General features: G+C 41.2%; 27 protein-coding genes and 1 tRNA gene. 11 read left to right on the top strand and 17 right to left on the bottom strand.

Annotated elements, in window-relative coordinates:
• Positions 1–167: 167 nt before the first annotated feature.
• From BGO42_RS11355 to BGO42_RS11370, 4 genes are all read right to left on the bottom strand, one after another.
• Positions 168–1,331 carry a T9SS type A sorting domain-containing protein gene (locus BGO42_RS11355; protein ID WP_273244590.1) on the bottom strand — a complete coding sequence of 388 codons (1,164 nt, stop codon included), beginning with the start codon at positions 1,329–1,331 and terminating at the stop codon, positions 168–170.
• A gap of 102 nt (positions 1,332–1,433) precedes the next feature.
• Positions 1,434–4,001: a ligand-binding sensor domain-containing protein gene (locus tag BGO42_RS11360; RefSeq protein ID WP_273244588.1), complete on the bottom strand. Its 2,568-nt coding sequence runs from the start codon at positions 3,999–4,001 to the stop codon at positions 1,434–1,436.
• A gap of 88 nt (positions 4,002–4,089) precedes the next feature.
• Positions 4,090–5,301: a BaiN/RdsA family NAD(P)/FAD-dependent oxidoreductase gene (locus tag BGO42_RS11365; RefSeq protein ID WP_273244586.1), complete on the bottom strand. Its 1,212-nt coding sequence runs from the start codon at positions 5,299–5,301 to the stop codon at positions 4,090–4,092.
• Entirely contained in the window at positions 5,298–5,978 is a 681-nt protein-coding gene (locus BGO42_RS11370; protein WP_177730125.1) for a glycerophosphodiester phosphodiesterase, read from the bottom strand. The genes BGO42_RS11365 and BGO42_RS11370 overlap by 4 nt, the downstream gene beginning before the upstream one ends.
• A gap of 93 nt (positions 5,979–6,071) precedes the next feature.
• Between BGO42_RS11370 and BGO42_RS11375 the strand changes: the two genes are divergently transcribed.
• Positions 6,072–6,509 (top strand): hypothetical protein, encoded by a 438-nt coding sequence (locus tag BGO42_RS11375; RefSeq protein WP_273244583.1) that lies wholly within the window; start codon positions 6,072–6,074, stop codon positions 6,507–6,509.
• An 87-nt stretch (positions 6,510–6,596) separates the two neighbouring features.
• Here BGO42_RS11375 and BGO42_RS11380 read toward each other — a convergent pair whose 3' ends face one another.
• Positions 6,597–7,205, bottom strand: coding sequence for an FMN-dependent NADH-azoreductase (locus BGO42_RS11380; RefSeq protein WP_273244581.1), 609 nt, complete (start codon positions 7,203–7,205; stop codon positions 6,597–6,599).
• Positions 7,206–7,316: 111 nt separating this feature from the next.
• On the opposite strand from BGO42_RS11380, the gene BGO42_RS11385 reads away from it, so the two are divergent.
• Positions 7,317–7,673, top strand: a complete 357-nt coding sequence (locus BGO42_RS11385) for a winged helix-turn-helix transcriptional regulator (protein ID WP_177736125.1) — start codon at positions 7,317–7,319, stop codon at positions 7,671–7,673.
• Here the strand turns inward: BGO42_RS11385 and BGO42_RS11390 are convergent.
• Positions 7,670–8,212, bottom strand: a complete 543-nt coding sequence (locus BGO42_RS11390; RefSeq protein WP_273244577.1) for an N-acetyltransferase — start codon at positions 8,210–8,212, stop codon at positions 7,670–7,672. The two genes, BGO42_RS11385 and BGO42_RS11390, sit on opposite strands and share 4 nt — an antisense overlap.
• Before the next feature lie 142 nt (positions 8,213–8,354).
• Positions 8,355–8,436: transfer RNA gene (locus tag BGO42_RS11395), tRNA-Leu, on the bottom strand.
• A 134-nt stretch (positions 8,437–8,570) separates the two neighbouring features.
• Here BGO42_RS11395 and BGO42_RS11400 point away from each other — a divergent pair.
• The 6 genes from BGO42_RS11400 to BGO42_RS11425 all read left to right on the top strand — a co-directional run bounded on the left by BGO42_RS11400 (position 8,571) and on the right by BGO42_RS11425 (position 14,116).
• Complete coding sequence (locus BGO42_RS11400; RefSeq protein WP_177730129.1) at positions 8,571–9,959, top strand: dipeptidase; 1,389 nt, start codon at positions 8,571–8,573, stop codon at positions 9,957–9,959.
• Between the two features lie 18 nt (positions 9,960–9,977).
• On the top strand, positions 9,978–10,526 hold the full coding sequence (locus BGO42_RS11405; protein WP_218618736.1) for a class I SAM-dependent methyltransferase: 549 nt from the start codon (positions 9,978–9,980) through the stop codon (positions 10,524–10,526).
• A 78-nt stretch (positions 10,527–10,604) separates the two neighbouring features.
• Positions 10,605–11,024, top strand: coding sequence for a hypothetical protein (locus BGO42_RS11410; RefSeq protein ID WP_273244573.1), 420 nt, complete (start codon positions 10,605–10,607; stop codon positions 11,022–11,024).
• 6 nt (positions 11,025–11,030) lie between these two features.
• Positions 11,031–11,402: a BlaI/MecI/CopY family transcriptional regulator gene (locus BGO42_RS11415; RefSeq protein WP_177730131.1), complete on the top strand. Its 372-nt coding sequence runs from the start codon at positions 11,031–11,033 to the stop codon at positions 11,400–11,402.
• Complete coding sequence (locus tag BGO42_RS11420; protein WP_273244571.1) at positions 11,399–12,850, top strand: M56 family metallopeptidase; 1,452 nt, start codon at positions 11,399–11,401, stop codon at positions 12,848–12,850. The genes BGO42_RS11415 and BGO42_RS11420 overlap by 4 nt, the downstream gene beginning before the upstream one ends.
• 165 nt (positions 12,851–13,015) lie before the next feature.
• The gene (locus BGO42_RS11425; protein ID WP_273244569.1) at positions 13,016–14,116 is read left to right on the top strand and encodes a DUF4407 domain-containing protein; all 1,101 of its coding nucleotides are present in this window, start codon (positions 13,016–13,018) and stop codon (positions 14,114–14,116) included.
• A 46-nt stretch (positions 14,117–14,162) separates the two neighbouring features.
• Here the strand turns inward: BGO42_RS11425 and BGO42_RS11430 are convergent, their stop codons facing one another.
• The 7 genes from BGO42_RS11430 to ruvC all read right to left on the bottom strand — a co-directional run bounded on the left by BGO42_RS11430 (position 14,163) and on the right by ruvC (position 18,757).
• Positions 14,163–14,591, bottom strand: coding sequence for a 3-hydroxyacyl-ACP dehydratase FabZ family protein (locus tag BGO42_RS11430; protein ID WP_273244567.1), 429 nt, complete (start codon positions 14,589–14,591; stop codon positions 14,163–14,165).
• Between the two features lie 10 nt (positions 14,592–14,601).
• Positions 14,602–15,330: a PH domain-containing protein gene (locus tag BGO42_RS11435; RefSeq protein WP_273244565.1), complete on the bottom strand. Its 729-nt coding sequence runs from the start codon at positions 15,328–15,330 to the stop codon at positions 14,602–14,604.
• 99 nt (positions 15,331–15,429) lie between these two features.
• Positions 15,430–15,801 carry an MmcQ/YjbR family DNA-binding protein gene (locus tag BGO42_RS11440; protein ID WP_177730136.1) on the bottom strand — a complete coding sequence of 124 codons (372 nt, stop codon included), beginning with the start codon at positions 15,799–15,801 and terminating at the stop codon, positions 15,430–15,432.
• A 1-nt stretch (position 15,802) separates the two neighbouring features.
• Positions 15,803–16,165, bottom strand: a complete 363-nt coding sequence (locus tag BGO42_RS11445) for a DUF4260 domain-containing protein (protein WP_273244563.1) — start codon at positions 16,163–16,165, stop codon at positions 15,803–15,805.
• Positions 16,162–16,929: a cyclase family protein gene (locus BGO42_RS11450; protein WP_273244562.1), complete on the bottom strand. Its 768-nt coding sequence runs from the start codon at positions 16,927–16,929 to the stop codon at positions 16,162–16,164. Before BGO42_RS11450 ends, BGO42_RS11445 begins: the two co-directional genes overlap by 4 nt.
• A gap of 135 nt (positions 16,930–17,064) precedes the next feature.
• Positions 17,065–18,192 (bottom strand): radical SAM family heme chaperone HemW, encoded by a 1,128-nt coding sequence (gene hemW, locus BGO42_RS11455; RefSeq protein ID WP_273244560.1) that lies wholly within the window; start codon positions 18,190–18,192, stop codon positions 17,065–17,067.
• A 10-nt stretch (positions 18,193–18,202) separates the two neighbouring features.
• Positions 18,203–18,757, bottom strand: coding sequence for a crossover junction endodeoxyribonuclease RuvC (ruvC, locus tag BGO42_RS11460; protein WP_177730140.1), 555 nt, complete (start codon positions 18,755–18,757; stop codon positions 18,203–18,205).
• Between the two features lie 23 nt (positions 18,758–18,780).
• Between ruvC and BGO42_RS11465 the strand changes: the two genes are divergently transcribed.
• Positions 18,781–19,725, top strand: coding sequence for a hypothetical protein (locus BGO42_RS11465; RefSeq protein WP_273244558.1), 945 nt, complete (start codon positions 18,781–18,783; stop codon positions 19,723–19,725).
• Positions 19,713–20,843: a glycosyltransferase family 2 protein gene (locus BGO42_RS11470; RefSeq protein WP_273244556.1), complete on the top strand. Its 1,131-nt coding sequence runs from the start codon at positions 19,713–19,715 to the stop codon at positions 20,841–20,843. The genes BGO42_RS11465 and BGO42_RS11470 overlap by 13 nt, the downstream gene beginning before the upstream one ends.
• A gap of 9 nt (positions 20,844–20,852) precedes the next feature.
• Here the strand turns inward: BGO42_RS11470 and BGO42_RS11475 are convergent, their stop codons facing one another.
• Positions 20,853–21,332, bottom strand: coding sequence for a hypothetical protein (locus tag BGO42_RS11475; RefSeq protein ID WP_177730143.1), 480 nt, complete (start codon positions 21,330–21,332; stop codon positions 20,853–20,855).
• A gap of 105 nt (positions 21,333–21,437) precedes the next feature.
• Here BGO42_RS11475 and BGO42_RS11480 point away from each other — a divergent pair, with 105 nt between their 5' ends.
• Positions 21,438–21,938, top strand: a complete 501-nt coding sequence (locus BGO42_RS11480; RefSeq protein WP_273244554.1) for a DUF456 domain-containing protein — start codon at positions 21,438–21,440, stop codon at positions 21,936–21,938.
• Here BGO42_RS11480 and BGO42_RS11485 read toward each other — a convergent pair.
• Together BGO42_RS11485 and BGO42_RS11490 are read right to left on the bottom strand one after the other, a co-directional pair.
• The gene (locus BGO42_RS11485) at positions 21,935–22,792 is read right to left on the bottom strand and encodes a DMT family transporter (protein WP_273244552.1); all 858 of its coding nucleotides are present in this window, start codon (positions 22,790–22,792) and stop codon (positions 21,935–21,937) included. The genes BGO42_RS11480 and BGO42_RS11485 overlap by 4 nt on opposite strands.
• A gap of 136 nt (positions 22,793–22,928) precedes the next feature.
• On the bottom strand, positions 22,929–24,350 hold the full coding sequence (locus BGO42_RS11490; RefSeq protein ID WP_353681431.1) for a T9SS type A sorting domain-containing protein: 1,422 nt from the start codon (positions 24,348–24,350) through the stop codon (positions 22,929–22,931).
• Between the last annotated feature and the right edge of the window lie 43 nt (positions 24,351–24,393).

A 24,393-nucleotide genomic window follows, 5' to 3' on the forward strand; every position in this document is an offset into this window, starting at 1 on the left:
AAACTACAGCTAATTAAAAGCCATATTATAATCCTTTTGAGTACGCTTAACTCGCGTTGTTGTTGTGTCTTTCATAATAAGTCGATTTTGTGTCAACTTATTTCAGGACGGGACATATTTCATAAAAAAAGCGGTTCGTATGAACCGCCTTTTTCACAGGATTATGTTTAATTCTTAACGATCTTTTCTACAAAAACACCCTCACTGGTTTCTATTTGTGCAAAATAAATACCCGGCTTCAGCGCAGTAACATCCAGCTGCTGCAAACCTGCTTTGCTATCCAATACTTTAGACACCTGAGCGATGCCGTTAAAATCGTAAACGCGGATGCTAACAAGCTTGCCGTCTTCTACAGAAAGTACACTCAACGTAGTGGTAACCGGAATTGGGTACAGGCTGTATTTACCTTTTTTATTAGTTCTGTTCTGATCGTTAGGATCGGTAATTGCCATTTCGTTTGTAGCGGCCGTTTTCCCGAATGCCGGCTCAAATGGTCCCGGATCCGGCTGTAATACATTCATACAGTTTTTAAAGGTTTTGGTCCAGGTATAATTGGTCCATCCGTAACTGCCGCTTGGTATTACATATACGGTTGCTCCGCTCTTGTAGACCAATTGGATCGTATAGGCCGTATTGGCAGCACAATCATAGAAGCTCATTCCCGGTCCAACCGTAGCCGTTGCGGAACCGGACGTATTTAAATAGGTTAACGGATAATCTGCTGTCGGACAGGCAGAAGCCGTATTCGTTACTCTTAAATATAACTTGGAAGCATTGGCATAATTCCCGGAAACATTAAATCCGATATAACCGCTGTATACCTGCGGATTCGAATGGGCTACATATTTACAATAAGGAGCAAACGATAGGTTTACAGCAGGTGTCGCCTCTTTTGTTACCGTTATATTAATGTTTAACGTTGCTTTTAGTATTGACGGCAGATCCGGTGCTCCATTGGCACAATACACACGCATCACATAGCTGTTTGTTCCAACCGGCATGTTTCCCGGCACGATGCTAACCGAATTACTGTTACTGGAATTGGCAACGAATGCTCCGGTACTTTTATTCAGGGTGATGTATTTAAAATACCCCTGTCCGCAAGTATAAGTGCTGGCATAAGTTAAACTGAATGTCCCGGTAAGATCGGTTGCATAAAAAGGAATTACAACATTATAGTTATAGGCTCCTCCGGAAATAGTTGGTCCCGACACACTAACGGCATTAGTAGTCCCCAGACTAAGGGTTTGTGCATTCACTGCAAAGGCAGAAATTAAAAACAGACAGCAAAAAGCAACTCTTGTTTTTAGATTAAAAATAATTTTTTTCATGTTATGTGTTTTTTAAGTTAACAACACAAAACTATTTTTATTCCCATCAGAACCACCAATAAAATCGCAGTTTGTGACGAAATAACTTAAAAAAGTGACAAATCAAAAAACTATTTTATCCAGTTCATCAAGATAGGTTTCCCCGACAGGAATTTCCTGCTGATTCACAAATACCGCTTTTTTATTTTTTTGTGCAACCTGGTCGATTCTGACAATATACGACCGGTGTACTCTTAAAAATTCCAAAGGATCCGGTACCTTGGTTATAAACTCTCCTATTTTACACCGTATCGTATAGGACCTTTCCCGGGTGATAACATCAATATAGTTTCCGGATGATTTGACATACAGTATCGTATCGGTCTTGATCCGGATTTCTTTACCCTGTTCCCGGAAAGTAAAATACTTTTCTTTCTTTTTTATTTTTCGCACCCACAGTCGTAACAATTCCCGGATTATATCCTGGTTATAGGTTAGTATCCTAATCTTAAAAAAAGCATAGATCAGCGCAGCGGTTAAGAATATAACAAGACAGATAAACCAGCTTCTTTTCCAAAACGGCTCGCTGATATGTATCGGTAAAATGATCTTTTCATCCGAAAACAGGCGGTTATCCTCCAAAATCTGAACGATAAATTCATAATCTCCCGGTGGTAAGAATTCATACGAAACTTTCCTGTCCTTAGTGTAATTCCATTTGTCATGCAGTCCTTTTAATTTGTAACGGTACACCTGTTCTTTATTTTTAAAGGACACGGATTCAATCCAGAAATCGAGCTGGTTTTCATTATAGGATAAGTCCAGTAATTTTTGAGGTGTTACCTGCTTGACCGCATTTATGGCGATGGTCTTTAAGCGCAAAAAATAATTCCGCTTCGAAAAGATCTGTTCAAAATCTGCTTTGGACAAACTGCACAATCCGTTGGTGGTCGCGATATGAATCACTTCATCAATAATTTCCACATCCCGTATCTGGTTTTCAGGCAAACCGTCGGCTGCAGTTAAATACTGTATTGTATAACTGCCGTTTTCCTGAAACCGTATCCTGTTCAAACCGTAATTCGTACACGCCCAGATGGTATTTTTGTCTTCTATATACACTTCTGTAACCAGATTATTGGATAGTCCGTCCGACTTATCAATCGTGATTACTTTTTCGGTTTTAGGATTATAAACCAGAACGCCGGCTCCCATACTGGCCAGGTAAAAAAGCTGTTTCCCGGGTTCATAATCCACATCGTCTATCCGGTAATCTGCTAATTTGCCTTTCTTATCCACAAGCCGGCCCTTATCGACAATTTTGAGTCCTTTTAAAGTGGCTATATAGTATTTTCCGTTGACTTCCGAAATGTCCTGAATCCTTACGTTAAGCGTATCGGCAAACAATTCTTTCTCATTTTCGAAAACATTATAAACCCCGAACCGGGAAGCAATGATCTTTTTGGTATCGTCCGAAACTTTTAGTACCCCGCAGTATTCCAGGCGGTTTCCAAATGACGTGAAAAGAACATTATCCGTAGCATAATACACCTGGTTTTCGGCAGGATTAAACTGCACAATTGCCGGTTTGTTTACCAATCCGGTGTGTACCCTCGCCAGATCGCCTTTAGCTGAAATTTTATAAATGTCACCGTTAAAACAGCCGGTGTATAAATTTCCGTCGTTATCCTTTGTCAGGGAATTGACATAAATCCCTTTTAAAAGATTGCTGTTGATCTGTTCTTTTTTCAGAAAAAAGACTCCGGAATCTATAGTCGAAAACCATAATCCGCCAAAGCTGTCTTCATAAATTTTGGTTACGGAATGTTTTTCCAGATACTTCTTTTTTAGCGTTCCCTTATAGTCATACACATACATTCCTTTACCGCGATACCCGATCCAGAAATGATGCTCGTCATAAATTCCGCCTTCTATCGGTTCAAAATTAGGGTAGGTAATCGTGGTGATTGCTCCCTGACGATTTTGTATAAACACCGATCCGTCGGTCATTACAACCATATAATCATTTCCGGAACTTAAAATACGCCGGATCGCCCGCATTTCCCCGGTTCTGAGAAACGCTGTTGGCGTATTGGTAAAATAATTGATTTCCTGGTGCCTGTTGATCTTCTTTGACCGGAAGAATTTACCTAACCGCTCACTGGGTCTTTTTTTCGCATCAACATCAGCTTCGATAACCAGCCTGCCCTTCGCATCAATCGTGATATAATGCCCGTTCGTCATAAAAAGATGCAGCGTGTTATTGTGATCGACAGCCAGGTTTGCAATAAAAAAAGCCGTAAGCCTTCTTTCCTTAACAAACCGTTCGATAACGGCATTGTATTTATAGGGAATAAATTTTTCCGTCCCGTCCTGAATATAAAAAAGCTTATTATTGAGTGTAATGCACCAGATCTGGCCGTTATCCTGCTTAAAGAAATCAAATATGGTAATATCGGTCAGGCCGTCTTTAGGCTCAAACCGCTTGAATTCATTTCCGTTATAATGGGTCAGCCCTCTGTCTGTAGCAAACCACATAAAACCGTTTTTATCCTGAATAACGTCATAAACCTCATTACTGGACAAGCCGTCTTTTTGGGTAAAGTTTTTAAGCGTGTAATTTTGGGATGCAAGCTGCTGGCCAAACAGCACACAAAATAGCAATTGGCAGAAAAGAAATTTAAAGGGCATACATTTTTTATTCTACTGCATTGTTAATGATGCACTAAAATAAAAATAAAATCCCATAATTTTTAACAAGATTTTCAAATAAATGTCATTACGCGAAGTTTTGCGCTACCAGATAGCCGCCCGTCCATGCATTTTGAAAGTTAAACCCTCCGGTTATCGCATCAATATTCACGATTTCGCCTGCAAAATACAAATTGGGATGTACCTTGCTTTCCATAGTTTTGAAATTAATTTCCTTCAGATCGATTCCGCCGGCTGTAACGAATTCTTCTTTAAAGGTGCTTTTGCCGTTAACCTGGAAATGTCCGTCTGTTAATTGGTTTGCCAGATCATTCAGTTGTTTTTTAGACAAATCGGCCCATTTGGTTTCCGGTAAAATCCCGGAAGCAAAAGCCAGACTTTCCCATAAACGGTTTGGAAAATCAAACGGTGATTTTTTCACGACCAGCTTTTTAGCCTGTTCCAGTTTGAGCGTTTTCAGCAGTTCCAGTGTTGCTTCGGTATCCTGGTCATTAAGCCAGTTAACCTGTAAAACAAACTGGTAATTTTTAGCAAAAAGTTCTCTGGCGCCCCAGGCGGAAAGTCGTAAAATTCCCGGACCGCTCATTCCCCAATGGGTAATCAGCAACGGTCCCGCAGCGCTCAGTTTGGTTCCTTTAACCTTAACCGCAGCAAAAGCCGAAACACCCATTAAGTCTTTAATACGGGTATCTTTGATATTAAAGGTAAAAAGAGACGGAACCGGTTCTACAATTGAGTGCCCCATATTTTTGAGCACTTCCCATATTTTAGGATTGCTTCCGGTTGCCATGACTATTTTTGACGTTACAAACGTTTCCTGATTGGTTTCCACTTTCCAGAAATCGTCCGATTTAAAAAGCGACTGCACGCTTTGCCCGGTCAGCACCTGAATGCCCAGTTGCTTAACCGCTTTCTGGAAACAGTCGATAATGGTTTGCGAACTGTCGGTAACCGGAAACATTCTTCCGTCTTCCTCGATTTTCAGTTCCACGCCATGCCGTTCAAACCATTCAATCGTATCGCCGGAACAAAACTGATGAAACGGTCCTTTTAATTCCCGTTCGCCTCTGGGATAAAACTTAACCAGATCGTTCGGGATAAAACAGGCATGCGTTACATTACAGCGTCCGCCGCCGGAAACACGCACTTTCGAAAGTACTTCCTTTCCCCGCTCCAGGATCGCGATTTTTAATCGGGAATTGTTTTCAGCGATATTAATTGCCGTAAAAAAACCGGCAGCACCGCCACCTATTATAACTACATCAAAATTGGAATTCATAATCTATTGGGGAAATCGGAGATGATTCCGTCTACGCCATAAGCGATGACTCTGCGAATATCTTCCTCATTATTAACCGTCCAGGTCAAAACTTTATAGCCTTTTTCACGGGCTTCTTTACAATTATCTGCCGTTAGCAGTGAAAAATGCGGATGGATGGCTTTCGCCGATAACTGATGTGCCCATTCCAAAGCCTGTTCCACACTGGCCTGCGTGAGTACACCCAGATTTATTTCAGGGTTTAACGCTTTTACTTTTTTCAGCTCGTCTTTCTGAAAGCTGGAAACGATAAAATCTTCATAAGTCCAGCCTTTTTCAGCAACATATTTTTCGATCAGTTTTACGACCGGTCCGGCCGTTTCGTGACCTTTTAATTCTACATTTATCAAACATTTCCGGTCAATCAGGTCAAACACCTCTTCCAGTAACGGAATGCGGTACAGCGTTTCCACTTTCAGTTTTTTCAGTTCCGCTACCGTCATTTTATGGACTTCACCAAAACCGTTTGTCGTCCGGTCTACCGTAAAATCGTGAATCACCACAATGGCGCCGTCAGCAGTAACATGAACATCCAGCTCGATAGCTGTAGCTCCCAGATCCAGTGCCTTCCGGAACGATTCCAACGTGTTCTCTGCCAGCAATCCCTTTGCACCTCTATGTCCGATTTTTTGAATCATTGCTGATTTTGACTTTTATTTAACTACACAAAGATATAATAGAATTGGCTTGAAATTCGTTAATTTTATAGAACAGACTCAAGAAATACGATTATGAAAAAAATACTTTTGGTTTTCTTTATAGCGCTTTTTACGATGTGCGGCACTTCAAACGTGCAATACCGGGACGATTTCCGGGCGGCTTCCGATGCTCAGAAAAAGAAGTTCCTGAATGAGCTCAATGCAAACGGAGCCAATTATGCCGTGGTAGTACTCACAAAAGGTTTTAAAGGGGAATCCGTTACGGTTTTTAACGAAAAAGGCACCCTATATAAAGGCACGGTCATTACCAACCTTGGCAATGGCATTGCCCATACTTTACGGATAGACAACACGATAAACACCACGATTACCGATAAAATAAGCAGTAAAGAAGCCGTTATTGAAAGTAAAAAGGCAAAGCAATACAAATTCATCTATGTGATGAAGGACAATGCAGCAGCAAAAAATCCTTATAAAATCACCTATAGCAATACACTTCGCCCTATGTAACGGAACGAAAACCGGCATTACTTAAAAACAAAACGTTCCTCAAATCGGGTACAACATGATTTGAGGAACGCCAGTGGTTAAGCTCCCTTAAAAAGCAAAGGCATCCAGCGTGTCCAGTGCTTTAGGGAAAGCACTGTCCTGAAGTTCCGGCATCGCAATTCCTTCTACACGAAAAGTGGTAACGTCTGTTATACCAAGGAATCCAAGTGCCGCTCTCAAAAACGGATCGGAAAAATCATAGCCTTTTCGCGGTCCTTCCGAATAAACACCTCCGGAAGCGATTGCCAGATACACTTTTTTATTTACGACAAGTCCTTTCGGGAAACCGTCTTCATAACTAAACGTCACTCCGGCTCTGGCGATATGATCCACCCAGGCCTTTAATGTGGACGGAACACCAAAATTATAAAGCGGAACACCTATCACCACTATATCGGCTTCCATTAACTCCTGTATTGCCTGATTGGAATACTGAATCGCTTTTTGCTGCGTTTCCGTCTGTAATTCGTTTGGCGTAAAAAAAGCGCCCAGATGCGTTTCGTCCAGATGCGGCAGCGGGTTTACCGTTAAATCACGGGTATAAACACTGCTTCCCGGATAGGCAGCCGTCAGTTTTTCAAGAATCGCATTTGATAACCGGATGCTGAAAGAATCTTTTCCCTTTACACTTGAAGTAATCAGCAATATTTTTTTCATTGTTTCAGATATCTTTTTGTTTTACAATACAAACTTATCTACATTCGCTATCTAAAATATATTACTATCCGTTTGGATAGCGCTATCCAAACGGATAGTAATGAAAACAGTATGGAAACAACAGAAAAAATTCACACGCCACAGGAATGTACCGGCGCACTGCTTCCGGTTAGGGATGCCCTGGAAGTTTTAAACGGGAAATGGAAATTGCCGATATTGATCTCGCTATCATCCGGGCCGAAACGCTTTAAACAAATTTCAAGGGAGATAAACGGTATTACCGACAAAATGCTGTCGAAAGAATTAAAAGAGCTGGAAATGCACCAACTGGTTACCCGGACGGTTTATGATACTTTCCCGCCAACAGTAGAATATGCTTCAACCGAACACAGCAAGACACTGACCAAAGTAATCGAAGCGCTAAGAGAATGGGGATTGCTGCACCGTAAAAAAATTATCGGGAACTAATTTACAATGTAGGCCGGCGAAGCACTGCTCAGGTTTTGAAACAGAACCGCCGTTTCCGCAGAAAGGCAAACAGCAAGAATGTCATCATCGGTTACCGGATCGGGCACGTCATTTTCCTTTTCCATTAAAAACTTCGCCTGGTTGTAGTATATCGGGATGCCCGATTTTTCATAAAATGTGCGGACGTCTTTAGCACAAAAACCAACACACTCCAGATTTCTGCTGTTCAGGTTGGCAACAACTTCGTTTAATAGTCGTTTTGCATAACCTTTTCTTTCCTGTAAGGATATCAAACCCACCAATTCCGGAATCGTACAGGTAGTATTGGCAAACTGAACGGTAAAATTGCGGTTTATCCGGGTCAGGCAAACAATTTTTTGGGCATCATCGCGCAGTAAATGAAATTCGGAATGCCTGAATTGTTTCCTGAAACCGTCCGCATCCAGCTGCAGCCATTCGGAAACCGACCAGGCTTCCAAGATGCATTTTATCTCGGAAACTGTTAATTCGTCCGGTTTTTTAATCAGGTAATGTGCCATATTGTTACCAATGCTTCTCCTTCAAAGATACTTTATCTGAACGAAAACTACCGGATTTCTTTAAAAATCAAACAAATAGCAGTTCTAAAAATAAGGCAATAAAAAAAGCCTATCTACTTTTGAAGTAAATAGGCTTTTAAAGTGCGGGTGATAGGACTCGAACCTACACACCGTGAGGCACCAGATCCTAAGTCTGGCGTGTCTACCAATTTCACCACACCCGCGGCACAAATTGAAAGTGTTTCTTTCAGTATTACGGGTGCAAATATACGCATTAGTTCTTATCATCCAAGAAAAATCGAAAAAATTTTTTGTTTCTTTTTTTTGTACTTTTGGCTTTCATCATATTTAAATTATAATGGATAGTATAAAGCAATACGTTCAGGAAAATAAAGAACGTTTTATAAATGAATTAATTGATTTATTAAAGATTCCTTCTGTAAGTGCTGATAGTGCTTACTCTCAAGATGTTATAGACACTGCTAATGCGGTTAAGGTAAGTCTGGAAAAAGCCGGATGTGATTTTGTAGAGCTTTGCGAGACTCCCGGTTACCCGATTGTGTACGGAGAAAAAATGATTGATCCGAAATTACCTACTGTTTTAGTATACGGACATTATGACGTGCAACCGGCAGATCCGATCGAGTTGTGGACCTCTCCTCCATTTGAACCGGTAATCAAAACTACCGATATTCATCCGGAAGGAGCTATTTTTGCCCGTGGTGCCTGTGACGATAAAGGACAGATGTTTATGCATGTGAAAGCTTTGGAATATATGGTACAGACCAATACGCTTCCATGTAATGTTAAATTCATGATTGAAGGAGAAGAAGAAGTTGGTTCGGCAAGTTTGGGCTGGTTCGTGGAACGCAACCAGGAAAAACTGGCTAACGATGTTATTCTTATTTCCGATACGGGGATGATTTCCAATACCCAGCCTTCCATTACCACCGGATTGAGAGGTCTGAGCTATGTAGAAGTGGAAGTTACCGGACCTAACCGTGACCTGCATTCCGGATTATATGGCGGAGCTGTTGCGAACCCGATTAATATCCTGGCCAAAATGATTGCTTCGCTTCACGATGAAAACAATCATATTACCATTCCGGGATTTTATGATAAGGTAGAAGAGCTTTCTGCTGCAGAAAGAGCCGAAATGGCCAAAGCACCTTTCTCTTTGGAAAATTATAAAAAAGCGCTAAACATTGATGATGTTTACGGCGAAACCGGATATGTTACAAACGAAAGAAATTCCATTCGTCCAACACTGGATGTAAACGGAATCTGGGGCGGTTATACCGGCGAAGGTGCCAAAACCGTTATTGCCAGCAAAGCATTTGCAAAAATATCCATGCGTCTGGTTCCTAACCAGGACTGGAAAGAGATCACCGAATTATTCCAGAAACATTTCGAAAATATCGCTCCTAAATCTGTTAAAGTGGTTGTAAAACCGCATCATGGCGGACAGGGATACGTAACCCCGATTGACAGCATTGGCTATCAGGCTGCTGCCAAAGCATATCACGAAACTTTCGGCGTACAGCCCATTCCGGTTCGTTCCGGAGGTAGTATCCCGATCGTAGCCTTGTTTGAAAAAGAATTAAAAAGCAAGACTATTTTAATGGGATTCGGATTAGACAGTGATGCTATTCACTCGCCTAATGAGCATTTCGGAGTATTTAATTACCTTAAAGGAATCCAGACCATTCCTTTGTTTTACAAATACTTTACGGAACTGAATAAGTAATATTTTACAAAATTTGATTTGGATACAAAATTCATCTCAGAAGTCATAAAATCAGGAGGAACTATTGGTGCTTTGTCACCAAGTTCCTCTTTTTTGGCTAAAAAAATGCTGAAGCCCATTGACTTCAAATCGGCACAATGCATTGTTGAATTCGGTCCGGGAACCGGTGTTTTTACTGTAAAACTACTGGAAAAACTCAGCCCGAACGGAAAACTTATGGTTTTTGAAATCAATAAAGAGTTTTGTGAAGAGCTGAAAAAAATAAACGACAGCCGACTGATCATTATCAATGACGGTGCAGAAAAATTAGAAAAATACCTTATTGAATATAAGCTGGAAAAAGCCGATTATATCGTTTCTTCCTTACCGCTGGCCGTCCTGCCGGATGAACTGGTCAATGCCATACTGACCACTTCGAAGTGCTGCCTGGCTTTAAAAGGAAAGTATATTCAATTTCAATACTCGCTGAATGCCCTTAATAAATTAAAAGAAATCTTTTCGAGTGTAACCATTGAGTTCACTTTTTTAAATATTCCGCCCGCTTTTATCTTCACCTGCAAAAAATAAATTCACTTTTTTTATTTTTTTATCCCCTTTTTAATTTTTTATTCTACATTTGTAGAGTTAGTTCTAAAAACATAGAATATGAAATTTTCATCGGCTATAGTCCTGCTGCTGATAGGTTTGCTAATCGTGAGTTGTAAAACCAACCGGGTTGTCAAAAACGAACGGGTCGGTAAATGGATTTTTAAAGACACTTTTGGCGGAAAACATTACACCACAAAAGGGAACTACCGAAAAGGCCTGGAAACCGGAACATGGAAACAATTTTCCGGTAACAAACTAGTCAAAAAACAGCTGTACAACAAGCAAATCTGTTTTACGACGTTTTATAATGAGAACGGTACCGTAATGGCAAGAGGAAAATCCCGGATGGTCATAACCGACAAACTGGTACACTGGTTTTACTATGACGACTGGAAATATTATGACGGAGAAGGAAATCTGGAAAGCATCCGCACTTACGAGAACGGAGAAGAAGTGAACGAATTAATCATTAAATAAAAAGAAATGCAATTATCAAAAACCGAAGAACAACTTATGGAATATCTGTGGAAAAAGGAAAAGGCTTTTATGAAAGACCTGCTGGAAGCCTATCCTGAGCCGAAACCGGCAACGACCACGATTGCAACACTTTTAAAACGAATGTCCGACAAAGGCTTTGTGGCTTACAAGGAATACGGAAAATCAAGGGAATATTATCCGTTAGTAAAAAAAACGGATTATTTCTCCAAACATGTCAACAACATCATTAAGGATTTCTTCAACAATTCGGCCGCTCAGTTTGCTTCTTTTTTCACAAAAGAAACCAATATGACGGAAAAAGAATTGGAAGAACTAAAGAAAATCGTAGATCAGGAACTTCAAAAAAAGAAAAAATGACACCGCATTTCATCAAATCCGGCCTGTGCCTGTGCTGTTTATTAGTTGTTTATCATTTTCTGTTAAGCAAAGAAAAGATGTATCACTTTAACCGTTTCTACCTGTTAACAGCTATTGTATTCAGCCTTTTAATCCCTTTCAATACCCTGACGGAAACCGTTTCGGCTGCAGCCAAAACACCGGTAGTCACAGCGGCATTATATGCCAGAGCGATAGCCGATGATTCTTTCCTGAATTTAGAAAACGGACTTATAGCGGTTTACCTGTTTGTATCGGGCTTACTGTTCTTTCGCTTTACGATGAACCTCAACTCCTTATTCCGAAAAATACGATCCGGCGAACAGATCAAACAGGATTCCCGGACACTGGTCCTGATTCCGGATAAAGTGCTGCCATTCACTTTTTTGCATTATATTTTTATCAATAAAAAGCAAATCCGTAAAAACAAGATTGAACCGGAATTACTGCTTCATGAAACAGCACATGCCAGACAAATGCACAGCCTGGATATTCTTTTTATCGAGCTGCTTCAGATCTTTTTATGGTTCCAGCCATTATTGTATTTCTATAAAAAAGCCATCCGCTTAAATCATGAGTTCCTGGCAGATGAAGCGGTAACGCAAAAGCATACCGAAGTAACCGATTATCAGAATTTAATTCTTTCCAAGGTTGCTACCGAAAAGCCTATGGCACTCACCAGTAATTTAGCCTATTTAGTAACCAAAAAACGTTTCATTATGATGACCAAAACATCGCCCCCGCTCCGGCTGACCCTTATCAAGTTATGCATGATTCCGTTAATGTCCGGAATGGTATTCCTTTTCAGCACTAAAGTTGTGGCTCAGGAGAAACCAGCTGCCAAGACCACAAAAAACAATGGCAGCAAACCTTTACCACCGCCTACGCCACCTACACCGCCGCCAGCCCCACAGTTGCCGCCACCGCCGCCACCTGTTGAAGCAAGGCCCAAAAAAGCAGCATCGAAAAACGGTAAAGCAGAACTGCCACCACCGCCACCGCCACGGGAAAGTTCTAAAAAGACGACCTCAAACAACGGCAAAGACAAACTATTACCGCCACCTCCGCCACCAGCAGAACCAAGGCCTAAAAAGACGGCATTAAACGAGTTCCCGTCACCACCGGCTCCCGGAACAACAATTCCGGAGTTTGCAGGCGGCATGAATGCCTGGAATGTATATGTGCAAAAGAATCTTAAAATACCGGAAAACTTTCCAAAAAGTGATACTCCGCAACGTATCGCTGTTCGGTTTGTGGTCGAAAAAGATGGCAGTACTTCCAATGTTGCGATTGTTAAAGACCCGACCAATATAATGAAAGAATCGATTACCGCCCTTATTGAAAGCAGTCCGAAATGGGTGCCCGGAAAATCAGAAGGGAAAGCGATAAGAAGTGAATTCTATCTGCCGTTAATGGTGCTACATAAATAAGAGAACAGGCCGGTTTGTCGTAACACAGGTTGCGATGAACAGTATGATCCGCTTCGATTGAAGCGGATTTTCTTTTTTGTAACCTAAAATAAATCAGCTTTTTACAACAATCTATACTTTTTGGCGTTAAATTTGCACAATCATCATCAATCAAAATCATCAATCATGTTAAAACGTTTTTTTATCCTGTGCTCCGGTGCAGACAAAAATCTCATTGCTACCTGTAGCGATGGCGAACAAAACAAGTATGCCGGAATAGGCGCTACGGTATTCTTCACCGCAGTAATGGCCGTTATTGCCAGCAGTTATGCCCTTTACACTGTTTTCGACAACATTTACACGGCCACTTTCTTTGGATTGGTCTGGGGATTGCTGATTTTTAACCTGGATCGTTTTATTGTGTCGACCATCAGGAAAAGAGATCGTTTCTGGAGCGAATTTTTGCAGGCAACACCCCGAATTATCCTGGCAATGATCATTGCTATTGTTATTTCAAAACCATTGGAGATCAAGATATTTGAGAAGGAGATCAATACGGTTTTACTTAAGGAAAAGAATGCAATGGCATTGGCCAATAAAAAAGAGGTTGCTAATTATTATCAGACAGATGTAGCCAAAAACCAGGCGGGAATTGACAGTTTAAAGTCGGAAATACTTAACAAAGAAAAAGAGGTAAATGCGCTTTATGCTACCTATATCACGGAAGCCGAAGGTACAAAAGGCACTATGAAATTGGGCAAAGGTCCTGTTTATAAAGAGAAAAGGGAGAAACATGATGCCGCTTTAAAGGCATTGGACGACTTGCGTAAAGGTAATCTGGCCAAGATTGCCGAAAAGGAAGCAAAAGCCAAAACGCTGCAGGCGGATCTGGATAAAAAAGTAACCGAAACACAGCCTATAATTGACGGCTTTGACGGTTTAATGGCTCGTATCAATGCGTTGAACAAACTGCCAAGCCTTCCTTCTTTATTTATCATGTTATTGTTTTTAGCCATCGAAACCTCTCCTATTATCGCCAAACTATTATCCCCTAAAGGTGAATATGATTTTAAACTGGAAGACGACGAAACGGCTTTAAAAACGCATATCGAGCAAAACAACTACCAACGCAGTCTGCAAAAACAGACGGATGCTTCCATTTATGACAAGGTTTATGCCGATATTAAAGATGAGAAAGGCATCTACGATTATAAAAAGAAACGGGCTTTGGAACTTTTAGAGTTACAGGCCGACACCTATGTTGAAAAACAGAAAAAAGTAATGTAAATAAAAAAGCTCCTTTAATAAGGAGCTTTTTTATTATTATATCAGATCAGGCCGATTCGATCCGTATGGACATCCAGGATGCTTCCAGTATCAGGTTATCCCCTACATAAGCTTTTCCGGATTGTTTGATGATCTTTTCACTCATTCGCTGTATCGCAATGGTATATTTTACCTGCTCGCCATACTGCACACCTTTGTAAAACTGCGCACTCTCGATCTGTGCTAATGCAAAAACACCTTTCGAAACACCTAATAATCGTACACCCGCTCCGCCACATTGTGCCATTGACTCAATAAGAATCGTTGCCGGAATATAGGGCATTGCAGGAAAACTTCCTTTGAGAAAAGCATTCATCTCTTCTTTAAAGGTATACACTCCGGTAATTTCCTTTTCGTTTGCCGAAAGGATCTCGTCTACAAATAAAAACGGAGCCCGGTGCGGTATCAGTTCTTCGACGTTCTTAGGTTTTTCCATAACATACAGTTTACAGATAGGTTAAAATCTCTTTTTTAAAAGCATCATATTCTCCCTGAAGGATCAATCCGTTATCCAATAGTTTCTTATAGTTTTGCAGCTTTTCGAAAAGCTCTTCTTTGGACAATTCACTCAGTTTTTTATCACCGGATGCCGCTGGCGCAGGTACCGGTTCTGCTACAGGTTCCTGGAACGTAACCGGAGCTACCGGCATTATTTCGGCAAAGCTGGTTACTTCTTCTGCTTCTATTTCTTCCACTTCTTCTTCCTGTACCGGTTCAATGATAACCGCATCTTCCACTATTGGTGCCGTTGGGGCAACCGATTGGGCATTTACAGTATTCATTTTTAAAGCATCCAATTGCTCTTTGGCAAAAGTATACAGTTTGCGTGCCTGGTTTTTCGGAATATAATCAATCGAAATGGTCAGTTCGCTTTTGGTTGCAAACGAGAATTCCGACCCCAGGATATTTTCTTTTACAAATGTTCCGGTTATATCGTCCCAGTCATAATCTACAAAATCCATGGATAATCCTAAATTTTTAGGACGGCACATAATAATCCGTTTATTCGTTACCACGATACTATCCGGAAATACCGTTATGGCCGGTTTTTTCTGTACTCCTATATATCCTACTTCTTCATTTTTCATCAACAAATCCTGTAATTTGGAGGTGATTTTCTCTATCGCTTTAGGATCCTGATCTTCGTTTAAAAATTTTTTAATTTGATCTTTCATATAATCGTTACTTTTTAATCTTGTGCTGTCTGCCCTTTCAGGCAATTTGTTCTGAATTCATTTTCAGGCTGTAAAGTTGCAAAGTCCTTTTGAAATTATCTAATTTTCAGCCTGATTAATTTCACTTTGAATTTTCTTTGTCAGACTGTTAAATACCAAATCATAGGAATGTGCAATTAATTCCCTTACAAACTTATCGGTTAGTTCCTTATTGACGGCAACCGTATTCCAATGCACTTTACTCATGTGAAAACCCGGTTTGATGTCGTCATATTGTCCCCGCAATTCTTGTGCCCTTTCCGGATCACATTTTAAATTTATGGACGGATTTCCGTTTTCCCACTCTTTTAACGAGGCAAGCGCAAACATTTTGCCGCCTACTTTAAATACCAAAGTGTCTTCATCAAAAGGAAAATGTTCGGTTACTCCTTTTTTTGACAGACAATACTCATAATACGCCTGAATATCCATTTTATTGTGTTTTATCCTTTCCTATTATTCCTAAATGTGTTTTTGAGAATCCTTCGTTATATTTTAAACCATATCCTAAAGCCCTGTCCAGGCAGGAATGACTGAATAGTATGATTCCGGCTAATTTCAGTTCTTCATTCAGCGTGTACATGCCGCAGAGATACACTAAAACCGCTACGCCTTTATGATGAAACAGGTTGTAAGCATAAGCACCCGCTTTGTTCCCGAAGGCATATCCCAGCATTGAAAAATCGGGCGTAAAAAGCAGTAACGGAAACCACCACCAGGCATAATCCGTTTGCAGGAACAGCAACAAGCCTGCCAGAAATTGTATTACTTCTTCCAGTTTGAGTACTGTTTTCATTGTATGCTGTATAAAACCGGTTTACTCGGAGAGGCATCGTTTTCAAAAGAGGCGATCTGAATGTTCAGGAAATAGCTTCCGTCAATTACCGTATCCGGTACAAAGATCATTTCGGTTATGGTGGCATTCATCCGCGCATCTGCATTTAGCTGGTTCACATCTTTAACGTTCCAGAATGCTTTGTGTGCGCGTAATTTTCCTTCGTCGTGTTCTTTATCCACACTTGGCAAGTCGATTAACAGGTGGTCGATACCCGTTTCCCGGATCCATACTGCTGCCGCTTCATCTAAATACGGCGGATTGGTATTCGAGTAGTTTGTGGATTGTTTTACCGTATCGTTGGGCAGTGTCCGGATAACAACCGCTTCCGGTTTTTTCCCATGCAGTGCTTTTTCCAGCTGTTCTTTGGTAATCACCAGGTCTTCATCCTGCTGGTGTGGTTTTATACTAACCAGTTCGGCAGTGAAAAAGAACTGTTTTAACGCCTGGTTGATGCTGTAAAACTCCCGGGTAATATGCCCCAGACATTCGGTATGTGTACCGTGTCCATGCGGGTTGAAGAAAATATTATTAAAGTTTGTCGACGATTTCCCTTCGCTTACTTTACCAATCCAGTCGCCAAACCGTACCGGCTCAATAACCGGTTTTTCGATATACCAGGCTATCGGGTTACTGTCGGTATTGGTTAACGGGATGGAGATATCAATCGGTTTTGATAAATCAATTTCGAAATTTTGCTGTTTGTGACTGATGCTTGTTTTCATTCGTACTGAAATTTCCGGCATCTCCTACTATTGAAATGCTTTTATACATCCAAATATAAATCTTTTAATTCAGGATATGGCAGTTTTCTTAAATTCTACGACTGTAATTTAAGCTGTTTTTTGAAGATTTCCGGATTAGTTCAGGATAAACAAATCACTGGCAATACCATCGCTGAAAAACTTTCCTTTCCGGGTAGTCCGCAACACATGCTCCGATACTTCCAGTTTACCATTATCCAGGTATTGCTGTGCCTGCTGTAGCAGTGCTTTCTGGTAATCTTCGCCAAATTCATTCCGGATCCTGTCCAGCGATACGCCCCAGACGGTTCGCAGTCCGGTCATGATGTATTCGTTATAACGGTCGGTTTTGGAAAGGGTTTCCTCCTCACTTGGAAGGCTTTCGTTTTCCAGTGATTTAAGATAAAGGCTGTTGTTCGCAATATTCCAGCTCCGGTGTACTCCGTCATAGCTGTGTGCCGATGGTCCGATACCGATATATTTTTTCCCCAGCCAATAGGCCGAGTTATTCCGGGAGAAATAGTTTTCTTTTCCAAAGTTGGAAAGCTCGTAGTGAATAAATCCGTTGGCTTCCAGCGCATCCACCAGCATTAAGAATTGCTCGTGTGCCACCTCATCGTCCGGTTGCGGGATAACGCCCTGCGTGATAAATTTTTGCAAAGCCGTTTTCGGCTCGACCGTTAAAGCATAACTGGAAATATGTGGTATGTTCAGTTCCAAAGCAGTCCGGATATTTTCGAGCCACCGGTTATTGTCCATGCCCGGAGTTCCATAAATCAGATCAATGGAAATATTATCAAAATACTGCCTTGCTATTTGCAGGCACTTTTTGGCTTCTGCCGCGTTATGCGCACGGTTCATCAGTTTCAGGTCTTCCTCAAAAAACGACTGGATCCCGATACTCAAACGGTTGATGTTATGCTGATGCAGTTCCACAATCCGCTTTTCGGATAAATCGTCCGGATTGGCTTCAACGGTAATTTCCGGATTATCGGCAACCTTGTAGTTTTGGTAAACCGTATCGATTAACAGGCGAATGTCTTCAACCGCTAAGATGCTGGGTGTTCCGCCTCCAAAGTAGATCGTTTCAACGGTTTCCTGCTCAAATTCATGTTTCCGCAGCCGGATTTCTTTGGCTAAGGCCAAAACCATCCCGTCTTTTTTCTTCAGTGACGTCGAAAAATGAAAATCGCAGTAATGACAAGCCTGCTTGCAAAATGGGATATGAATATAAATTCCTGCCAACGTGTGTGGTTTATTTTTTTACTCGGTCTTCGTTTTGTTTTACAAAGGCATCCCAACCGGTATAGCTTTTACCGATGGTTATTTTACCGGAATTAAAGTAATGGCAAACTGCCGCGGCAAGTCCGTCTGTACTATCCAGGTTTTTAGGCAGTTCTTTCAGTCCTAACAATTGCTGCAGCATTTTGGCAACCTGCTCTTTGCTCGCATTACCATTTCCGGTAATGGCCATTTTTATTTTTTTGGGCTCATATTCCGTAATGGGAATCTGGCGCGACAAACCGGCCGCCATGGCAACACCCTGTGCTCTTCCCAATTTCAGCATGGACTGGACATTTTTTCCAAAGAAAGGTGCCTCAATCGCAATTTCATCGGGATGATGTGTTTCGATTAATTCAATGGTGCGCTCAAAAATGATTCTCAGTTTGGTATAATGGTCATCATATTTGGATAGCTGCAATTCGTTTAACTGCAAAAATTCCATTTTTTTATTGATGACTTTTATCAATCCGAAACCCATGATGGTCGTTCCCGGGTCAATTCCTAATATGATGCGTTCGTTTGCCAATTTTAATTTGTTATTTTGCAGCGATGATTTCTGTACCCCACAAAGCTAAACAATTCCTCGTTCTTGTAATCAAACTTTTGATTGTGGGAGGCGCTTTTTATTTTATTTACAACCAACTGATGCATAATGACCAGCTGGATTGGGAAAAATTCATAGCATTGGTAAAAAGCAAACAGTCTTTTGGCGCTTTTGCCTTTATTTTATTCCTGTCTTTCCTGAACCGGTTTTTAGAGATCCTGAAATGGCAGAATTTAGTGAGCGTTATTGCTAAAATTACGGTAGGAGCCGCTTCAAAACAGGTTTTGGGAGCGTTAACCGCAGCCATATTTACTCCAAATGGAATTGGCGAATATGCCGGGAAAGCTTTGTTTTTTGAAAAATCGCAAACGAAAAAAATTGTCTTCCTGAACCTGATCTGCAATGGCATTCAAATGGTGCTGGCCGTTGTATTCGGAATTTTCGGGCTGCTTTATTTTAATACGGTCTATAATGTGATAACCTCCCAAACGGTGCTGATACTGTTCGGACTGCTGTTATTGCTTTTCGGCATACTGTTCTCTGTTAAGAAAATTACGATTAAAGGTTATTCGATTGAAAAGCTGATTCATAAAATTAACGAAATCCCTAAAAAAGTACACCGGAAAAACATACTGCTGGCGGTAGCGCGTTACCTGGTTTTTTCACATCAGTATTATTTTTTATTCCTTCTTTTTGATGTTGATTTATCCTATTTCCTGTTAATAGCAACCATAACAAGCGTTTATTTTCTGGCGTCTTCCCTGCCTACTTTCCAGTTCCTGGATTTTGCGGTAAAAGGCAGTGTAGCCGTCTATTTTTTCGGATTATTGGGTGTAAACGAATGGATTGTCGTTTTTATTAGTACTTTAATGTGGTTTTTAAATGTGGTGCTCCCTGTGATCATCGGCAGCTATTTTGTTTTAAATTTTAAATCGCAATGGAAATCCTGATCTTATTTTTCTGTCTGGTTTTTATAGACTATACTCTTTTTATCGGTTTGCTTGTTTATGGTTTTTCGAAAGTACAATCGTTTCAAAAAAAGGAGCTGCCTGTCCGGACTACATTTTCAATAGTGGTTCCTTTCCGGAATGAGGCCGGAAATTTACCGGATTTATTACATTCGCTAACGGCTTTAAATTATCCGGAAGCGCTGTTCGAAATTATTTTTGTCGATGATGCTTCCGAAGATGAATCGGTGCGCATTATCAACAACTGGCGTATGGAACATACGGCTTTTCACGTTACGATCCTGGATAACGTACGCACCACCAATGCACCTAAAAAGGATGCGATCACCCGTGCTGTTTCCGTTACTAAAAAAGACTGGATCATTACTACCGATGCAGACTGCATACTTCCCGCGGAATGGCTCAGTACTTTTGACAATTGCATTCAGCAAAATAATGCCGAACTGATAGTCGGTGCCGTTACTTTTCAGAAAAAATCCGGATTGCTGTCCCATTTCCAGCAAATGGATATGCTCAGCCTTCAGGGTGCTACCATTGGGAGTTTCGGATTGGACGAAGCGTTTATGTGCAACGGGGCTAATCTTGCCTATTCCAAAAAACTGTTTTACGATCTAAAAGGATTTGAAGGCAATACTGCCCTGGCAAGCGGCGATGATGTTTTTTTATTGCAAAAAGCTATCCGTGCCGTTCCTGAAAAAGTGTGTTATTTAAAATCGGAAGCAGCCATTGTTACAACCAAACCTTTACGAAGCTGGTGGGCATTATTTTTTCAGCGGGTACGCTGGGCTTCCAAGTCGGCGGCCTATCAGACCGATTTTCCAAAAGGACTTGCCTTAGTTGTTTTCCTGACCAATCTGTGCTTAGTACTTTCCTTATGGCTTGTTATCTGCCATTGGATGGACTGGCGCTATTTACTTGCTTTTTACCTGTTAAAGTTCACCGTCGATTTTATCCTGATGTTCCAGACCAACCGGTTTCTTAAAATGGCTATGATTTCCGTGATTATCAGCAGTATTCTTTATCCTTTCTTTTGTGTAAAAGTAGCGCTCTATTCGCTAATAGGGAGGTATTCGTGGAAAGGGAGAACGTTTAAAGCGTAACGATTCTTTTTATTCCACATTAATGATCACCGGCAGTACAAATTGTGTTTTTACCGGGATGCCTCTTTTGATGGCAGGATTAATTTTAGGAAAGTCAACCAGACGGCTGTGCAGGATGCTGTCAATTTTTACTTTGTCGTAAGCAACACTGTCTTTGGGGAACTGCGGTTCAAATTTAATGCTGGCATCGGGAAATACAGTCACCTTTACTTCGATGGTATCGATTTCCGGATATAAAATGGAAAGTGTGTCTACATTCAGTTTTTCCTGGATTGTCTGGGTAAGGTATTCAAAAAAGCATTGCTTGCGCTGGGTTTCATCTGTAATTACTTCACAGGCATCAACCGTAGGAAAGGCATCTACTTTTTTCCAGTCTATCTTTTTAAGTTCTTTTTGCAGTAACTCTTCTTCCGACTGTACTTTCTTATCAAACAGCTGACAAGAGGTCACCGCAACAAGTAAAAAGAGTGATAGCAAATATTTTTTCATTATTTATTGTTCTTATGTCCGGAACTTTAACATCCTGTTGTTCCTTTCGTTGATTACATAAATGATAAATCGTAACTTTAAGTCGTCAAAAGTACTAAAAAAATTATGGAATACTTTTTATTGATAATCGGTTTTATTTGTATGCTTGTGGGCATATTGGGTAGTTTTCTTCCCATTTTGCCCGGTCCGCCCATTAGCTGGGTCGGATTACTGCTGTTATACCTTACCAAAGGAATTCCTTTTAGCTACTGGATATTGGGCATTACATTACTCATTGCCTTAGCGGTCGCTATTCTGGATTATATCATTCCAGCAAAAGGTACAAAAAAATTTGGCGGCAGTCAATACGGTATCTGGGGCACCAATATCGGTTTGATAGTGGGGCTGATCGCTCCTGTTCCATTCGGTTTTATCATTGGTCCTTTTGTAGGTGCCCTGGTCGGCGAGCTTATTTATGATAGCAAAGATCACCACCGGGCTGTAAAAGCGGCTACCGGTTCTTTTATCGGCTTCCTGGCTTCTACCTTTATCAAATTCCTGGTTTGTATAATCTACTTAGGACTTTTTATCGTCACGGTATGGCAGTACCGTGCTATCTGGTTTTAGGTTCCCTGCTTTTTGTAGAAGGTAATCCCGATTCCGATCAGGATGATAAGACCGCCAACAACCATTTGAACCGTAATTTTTTCATCCAAAAGCAGCCACGCTAAAAAAGAGGTAAAGATCACCTGACTCAACAGGCTCAAGGAAACCCTGTTTGCTTCCATTTTTTGGGTGGCAAAACTAATGAGCGACCAGGCGATTAGCTGGCATAAAATTCCCTGAACAAACAATACCCCCCAAACGGTATTGGAAAAACCCTGAAACGGTTGGTCCAGCAACAGGCATATAATCCCCAGGAAAACACTGGAAACCGCCATACTGTACACCATAAAACTAATCGGTGCCATCTGGTTCAGTACATATTTGCTCATCAGTATATAGGCGGCATAAAACAATCCTGAAAGCATCGCAAATCCAAATCCGATATCGAACGACAGGTTGTAAAACGTATCAAAACCTACCAGGATAACCATGCCGAGTATCGCAAAAAAGGCTCCTATCCAGAAATTGCGGGTGGGTTTATCCGGCATAAAAAGATACATCGCCAAGCCGACCCAGACCGGAGCTAAATTTGCCAGTAAGGTTGCCTGTGTTGCGGTTGATTTCTGGATGGAAATATTCCAGACCGCGATATCGGAACCGAAACAGATCCCGCACAATAAAATTACCCAAAGTGTTTTCGTATCCGGTTTTTCCAGTTTTTTACGGAGCAATACATACGGCAATGCCAATGCCGTAGCGATTGCCATTCTATAAAAAGCCGATGACAGCCCTGAAACCGGAGTCCATTTTACTAAAATCGGGAAAATAGAGATACAGATTATACCTGTCAGTAAGGCAATGCGGGGATTTTTCATGACTCTCAGATTAAGGGCAAATATATCATTAATACCCCTATTTTAAAATGCTTTTGCTTTTATTGAGAATCCTCCGTTAAATACCCGGATACCCTTTTGATCGCATCCTGTTTGACCGCTAATCTTTTACAATTCCTTAGTTTTTTATGATCTTTCGAATCAGTATCCCTTTATCGGTATAAATCCTGACAATATAAACAGCCACCGGCAATGCCGTTATGTCTATCAGCGATGCCGGCTGAGGCGTCCACACCTTTTTACCGGTCGTATCATACACTTCTATTTTATTTACCACAATATGCTCCGGCAATGCAATCCTGATTTTGCCGCCGGACGGATTCGGGTATAGTTTTACGGCTACTAATTCCCGTTCGGCAGCACTCAAAGTATTTGTCTGATTGATATATAATTTTGTAAGCGTCCCCAAGGGGCTGTTTTGCCCGGTTATCAGCACATCCATATCGGCATCATTATCCACATCGGCAAATTCAAAAGCACTATTGGACATGCCTATAAAAGGCATATCTGCCGCCGGGGTAAACCCCAGACTGCCATTATTCATATACAGGTCTGCCCGCATATTCGGATTCCGATACCCGGTGATCAGCACATCCTTAAAGCCATCATTATTCACATCGGCTAATTTTACACTGCCGTATTGCGCTCCGATAAAAGGGGTATCGGCTACCGGTGTAAAAGCACCGGTTCCGTCGTTTGTATAGAGTTTAGCGACTTTGGCATATACCGGATCGGCCCCCACCATCAGCAAATCAATATCGCCGTCATTATCGATATCGCCAAAAACTGCTCCTCCGGTAAAGATCGGTTCAATTCCGGGGTTGTTTACTTTGGTAAACGTTCCGGAACCTCCGTTTTTATACAATCCCATTTTTATCTGATAATCCGTATGGTCAATTCCGGACAGTAACAGGTCCTTATCGCCATCGTTGTCAATATCGGCCAGTGCAATTGCCGGATGGGCTATGTTTATCAGTCCGTTTATATTGGCATTTGCCAAAGCAAAACTTCCGGCTCCGTTATTCAGATACAGGTTTGTGGTGCTGTTCCCGCCTTTGAATCCTGCTATAATCAAATCTTTATCGCCGTCGTTATCCACATCTTCAAACACCATGGCGCTATTGCTGAAAGCTTCTATTCCGTGATCCTGTATTTCGGTAAAAATCCCGGTTCCGTCATTGCGGTACAGTTTCGTTCTGTTACCATACGATCCGCTGGGTGTGATTACTTCCGTAATTCCGGTGATCAGCAAATCCTGGTCACCATCATTATCAATATCGGCAAAAGCCGCAGCCCCTTCCCGGATTACCAACAGGTTCGGATTATTGGAAAGTGTAAAATTTCCGTGACCGTCATTAAAATACAAATTGGACCGGAGGTTATAACCACCATCCGCTCCGGCTACCAGAACATCGGCAAATCCATCGCCGTTGACATCTGCAAAGGCAACGGAACTGTACTGAACATTGATAACGGAAGGTGTTTCCTTAATAATGAATTCCTGAGCCTGCAGGGTATTGATTATAAAAGGAAGTGACAGTAAATAGTATTTTTTTTGCCATACGTCTGGTTTTCGGTCTTTG

The organism is Flavobacterium sp. 40-81 (assembly GCF_001898245.1).
Classification (GTDB): Bacteria; Bacteroidota; Bacteroidia; order Flavobacteriales; family Flavobacteriaceae; genus Flavobacterium; species Flavobacterium inviolabile.

Excerpts from the sequence above, each read along its gene's own strand:
- BGO42_RS11355 (WP_273244590.1), bottom strand. The coding sequence starts at position 1,331 with ATGAAAAAAATTATTTTTAATCTAAAAACAAGAGTTGCTTTTTGCTGT.
- BGO42_RS11360 (WP_273244588.1), bottom strand. The coding sequence starts at position 4,001 with ATGCCCTTTAAATTTCTTTTCTGCCAATTGCTATTTTGTGTGCTGTTT.
- BGO42_RS11365 (WP_273244586.1), bottom strand. The coding sequence starts at position 5,301 with ATGAATTCCAATTTTGATGTAGTTATAATAGGTGGCGGTGCTGCCGGT.
- BGO42_RS11370 (WP_177730125.1), bottom strand. The coding sequence starts at position 5,978 with ATGATTCAAAAAATCGGACATAGAGGTGCAAAGGGATTGCTGGCAGAG.
- BGO42_RS11375 (WP_273244583.1), top strand. The coding sequence starts at position 6,072 with ATGAAAAAAATACTTTTGGTTTTCTTTATAGCGCTTTTTACGATGTGC.
- BGO42_RS11380 (WP_273244581.1), bottom strand. The coding sequence starts at position 7,205 with ATGAAAAAAATATTGCTGATTACTTCAAGTGTAAAGGGAAAAGATTCT.
- BGO42_RS11385 (WP_177736125.1), top strand. The coding sequence starts at position 7,317 with ATGGAAACAACAGAAAAAATTCACACGCCACAGGAATGTACCGGCGCA.
- BGO42_RS11390 (WP_273244577.1), bottom strand. The coding sequence starts at position 8,212 with ATGGCACATTACCTGATTAAAAAACCGGACGAATTAACAGTTTCCGAG.
- BGO42_RS11400 (WP_177730129.1), top strand. The coding sequence starts at position 8,571 with ATGGATAGTATAAAGCAATACGTTCAGGAAAATAAAGAACGTTTTATA.
- BGO42_RS11410 (WP_273244573.1), top strand. The coding sequence starts at position 10,605 with ATGAAATTTTCATCGGCTATAGTCCTGCTGCTGATAGGTTTGCTAATC.
- BGO42_RS11415 (WP_177730131.1), top strand. The coding sequence starts at position 11,031 with ATGCAATTATCAAAAACCGAAGAACAACTTATGGAATATCTGTGGAAA.
- BGO42_RS11420 (WP_273244571.1), top strand. The coding sequence starts at position 11,399 with ATGACACCGCATTTCATCAAATCCGGCCTGTGCCTGTGCTGTTTATTA.
- BGO42_RS11425 (WP_273244569.1), top strand. The coding sequence starts at position 13,016 with ATGTTAAAACGTTTTTTTATCCTGTGCTCCGGTGCAGACAAAAATCTC.
- BGO42_RS11430 (WP_273244567.1), bottom strand. The coding sequence starts at position 14,591 with ATGGAAAAACCTAAGAACGTCGAAGAACTGATACCGCACCGGGCTCCG.
- BGO42_RS11435 (WP_273244565.1), bottom strand. The coding sequence starts at position 15,330 with ATGAAAGATCAAATTAAAAAATTTTTAAACGAAGATCAGGATCCTAAA.
- BGO42_RS11440 (WP_177730136.1), bottom strand. The coding sequence starts at position 15,801 with ATGGATATTCAGGCGTATTATGAGTATTGTCTGTCAAAAAAAGGAGTA.
- BGO42_RS11445 (WP_273244563.1), bottom strand. The coding sequence starts at position 16,165 with ATGAAAACAGTACTCAAACTGGAAGAAGTAATACAATTTCTGGCAGGC.
- BGO42_RS11450 (WP_273244562.1), bottom strand. The coding sequence starts at position 16,929 with ATGAAAACAAGCATCAGTCACAAACAGCAAAATTTCGAAATTGATTTA.
- BGO42_RS11465 (WP_273244558.1), top strand. The coding sequence starts at position 18,781 with ATGATTTCTGTACCCCACAAAGCTAAACAATTCCTCGTTCTTGTAATC.
- BGO42_RS11470 (WP_273244556.1), top strand. The coding sequence starts at position 19,713 with ATGGAAATCCTGATCTTATTTTTCTGTCTGGTTTTTATAGACTATACT.
- BGO42_RS11475 (WP_177730143.1), bottom strand. The coding sequence starts at position 21,332 with ATGAAAAAATATTTGCTATCACTCTTTTTACTTGTTGCGGTGACCTCT.
- BGO42_RS11480 (WP_273244554.1), top strand. The coding sequence starts at position 21,438 with ATGGAATACTTTTTATTGATAATCGGTTTTATTTGTATGCTTGTGGGC.
- BGO42_RS11485 (WP_273244552.1), bottom strand. The coding sequence starts at position 22,792 with ATGAAAAATCCCCGCATTGCCTTACTGACAGGTATAATCTGTATCTCT.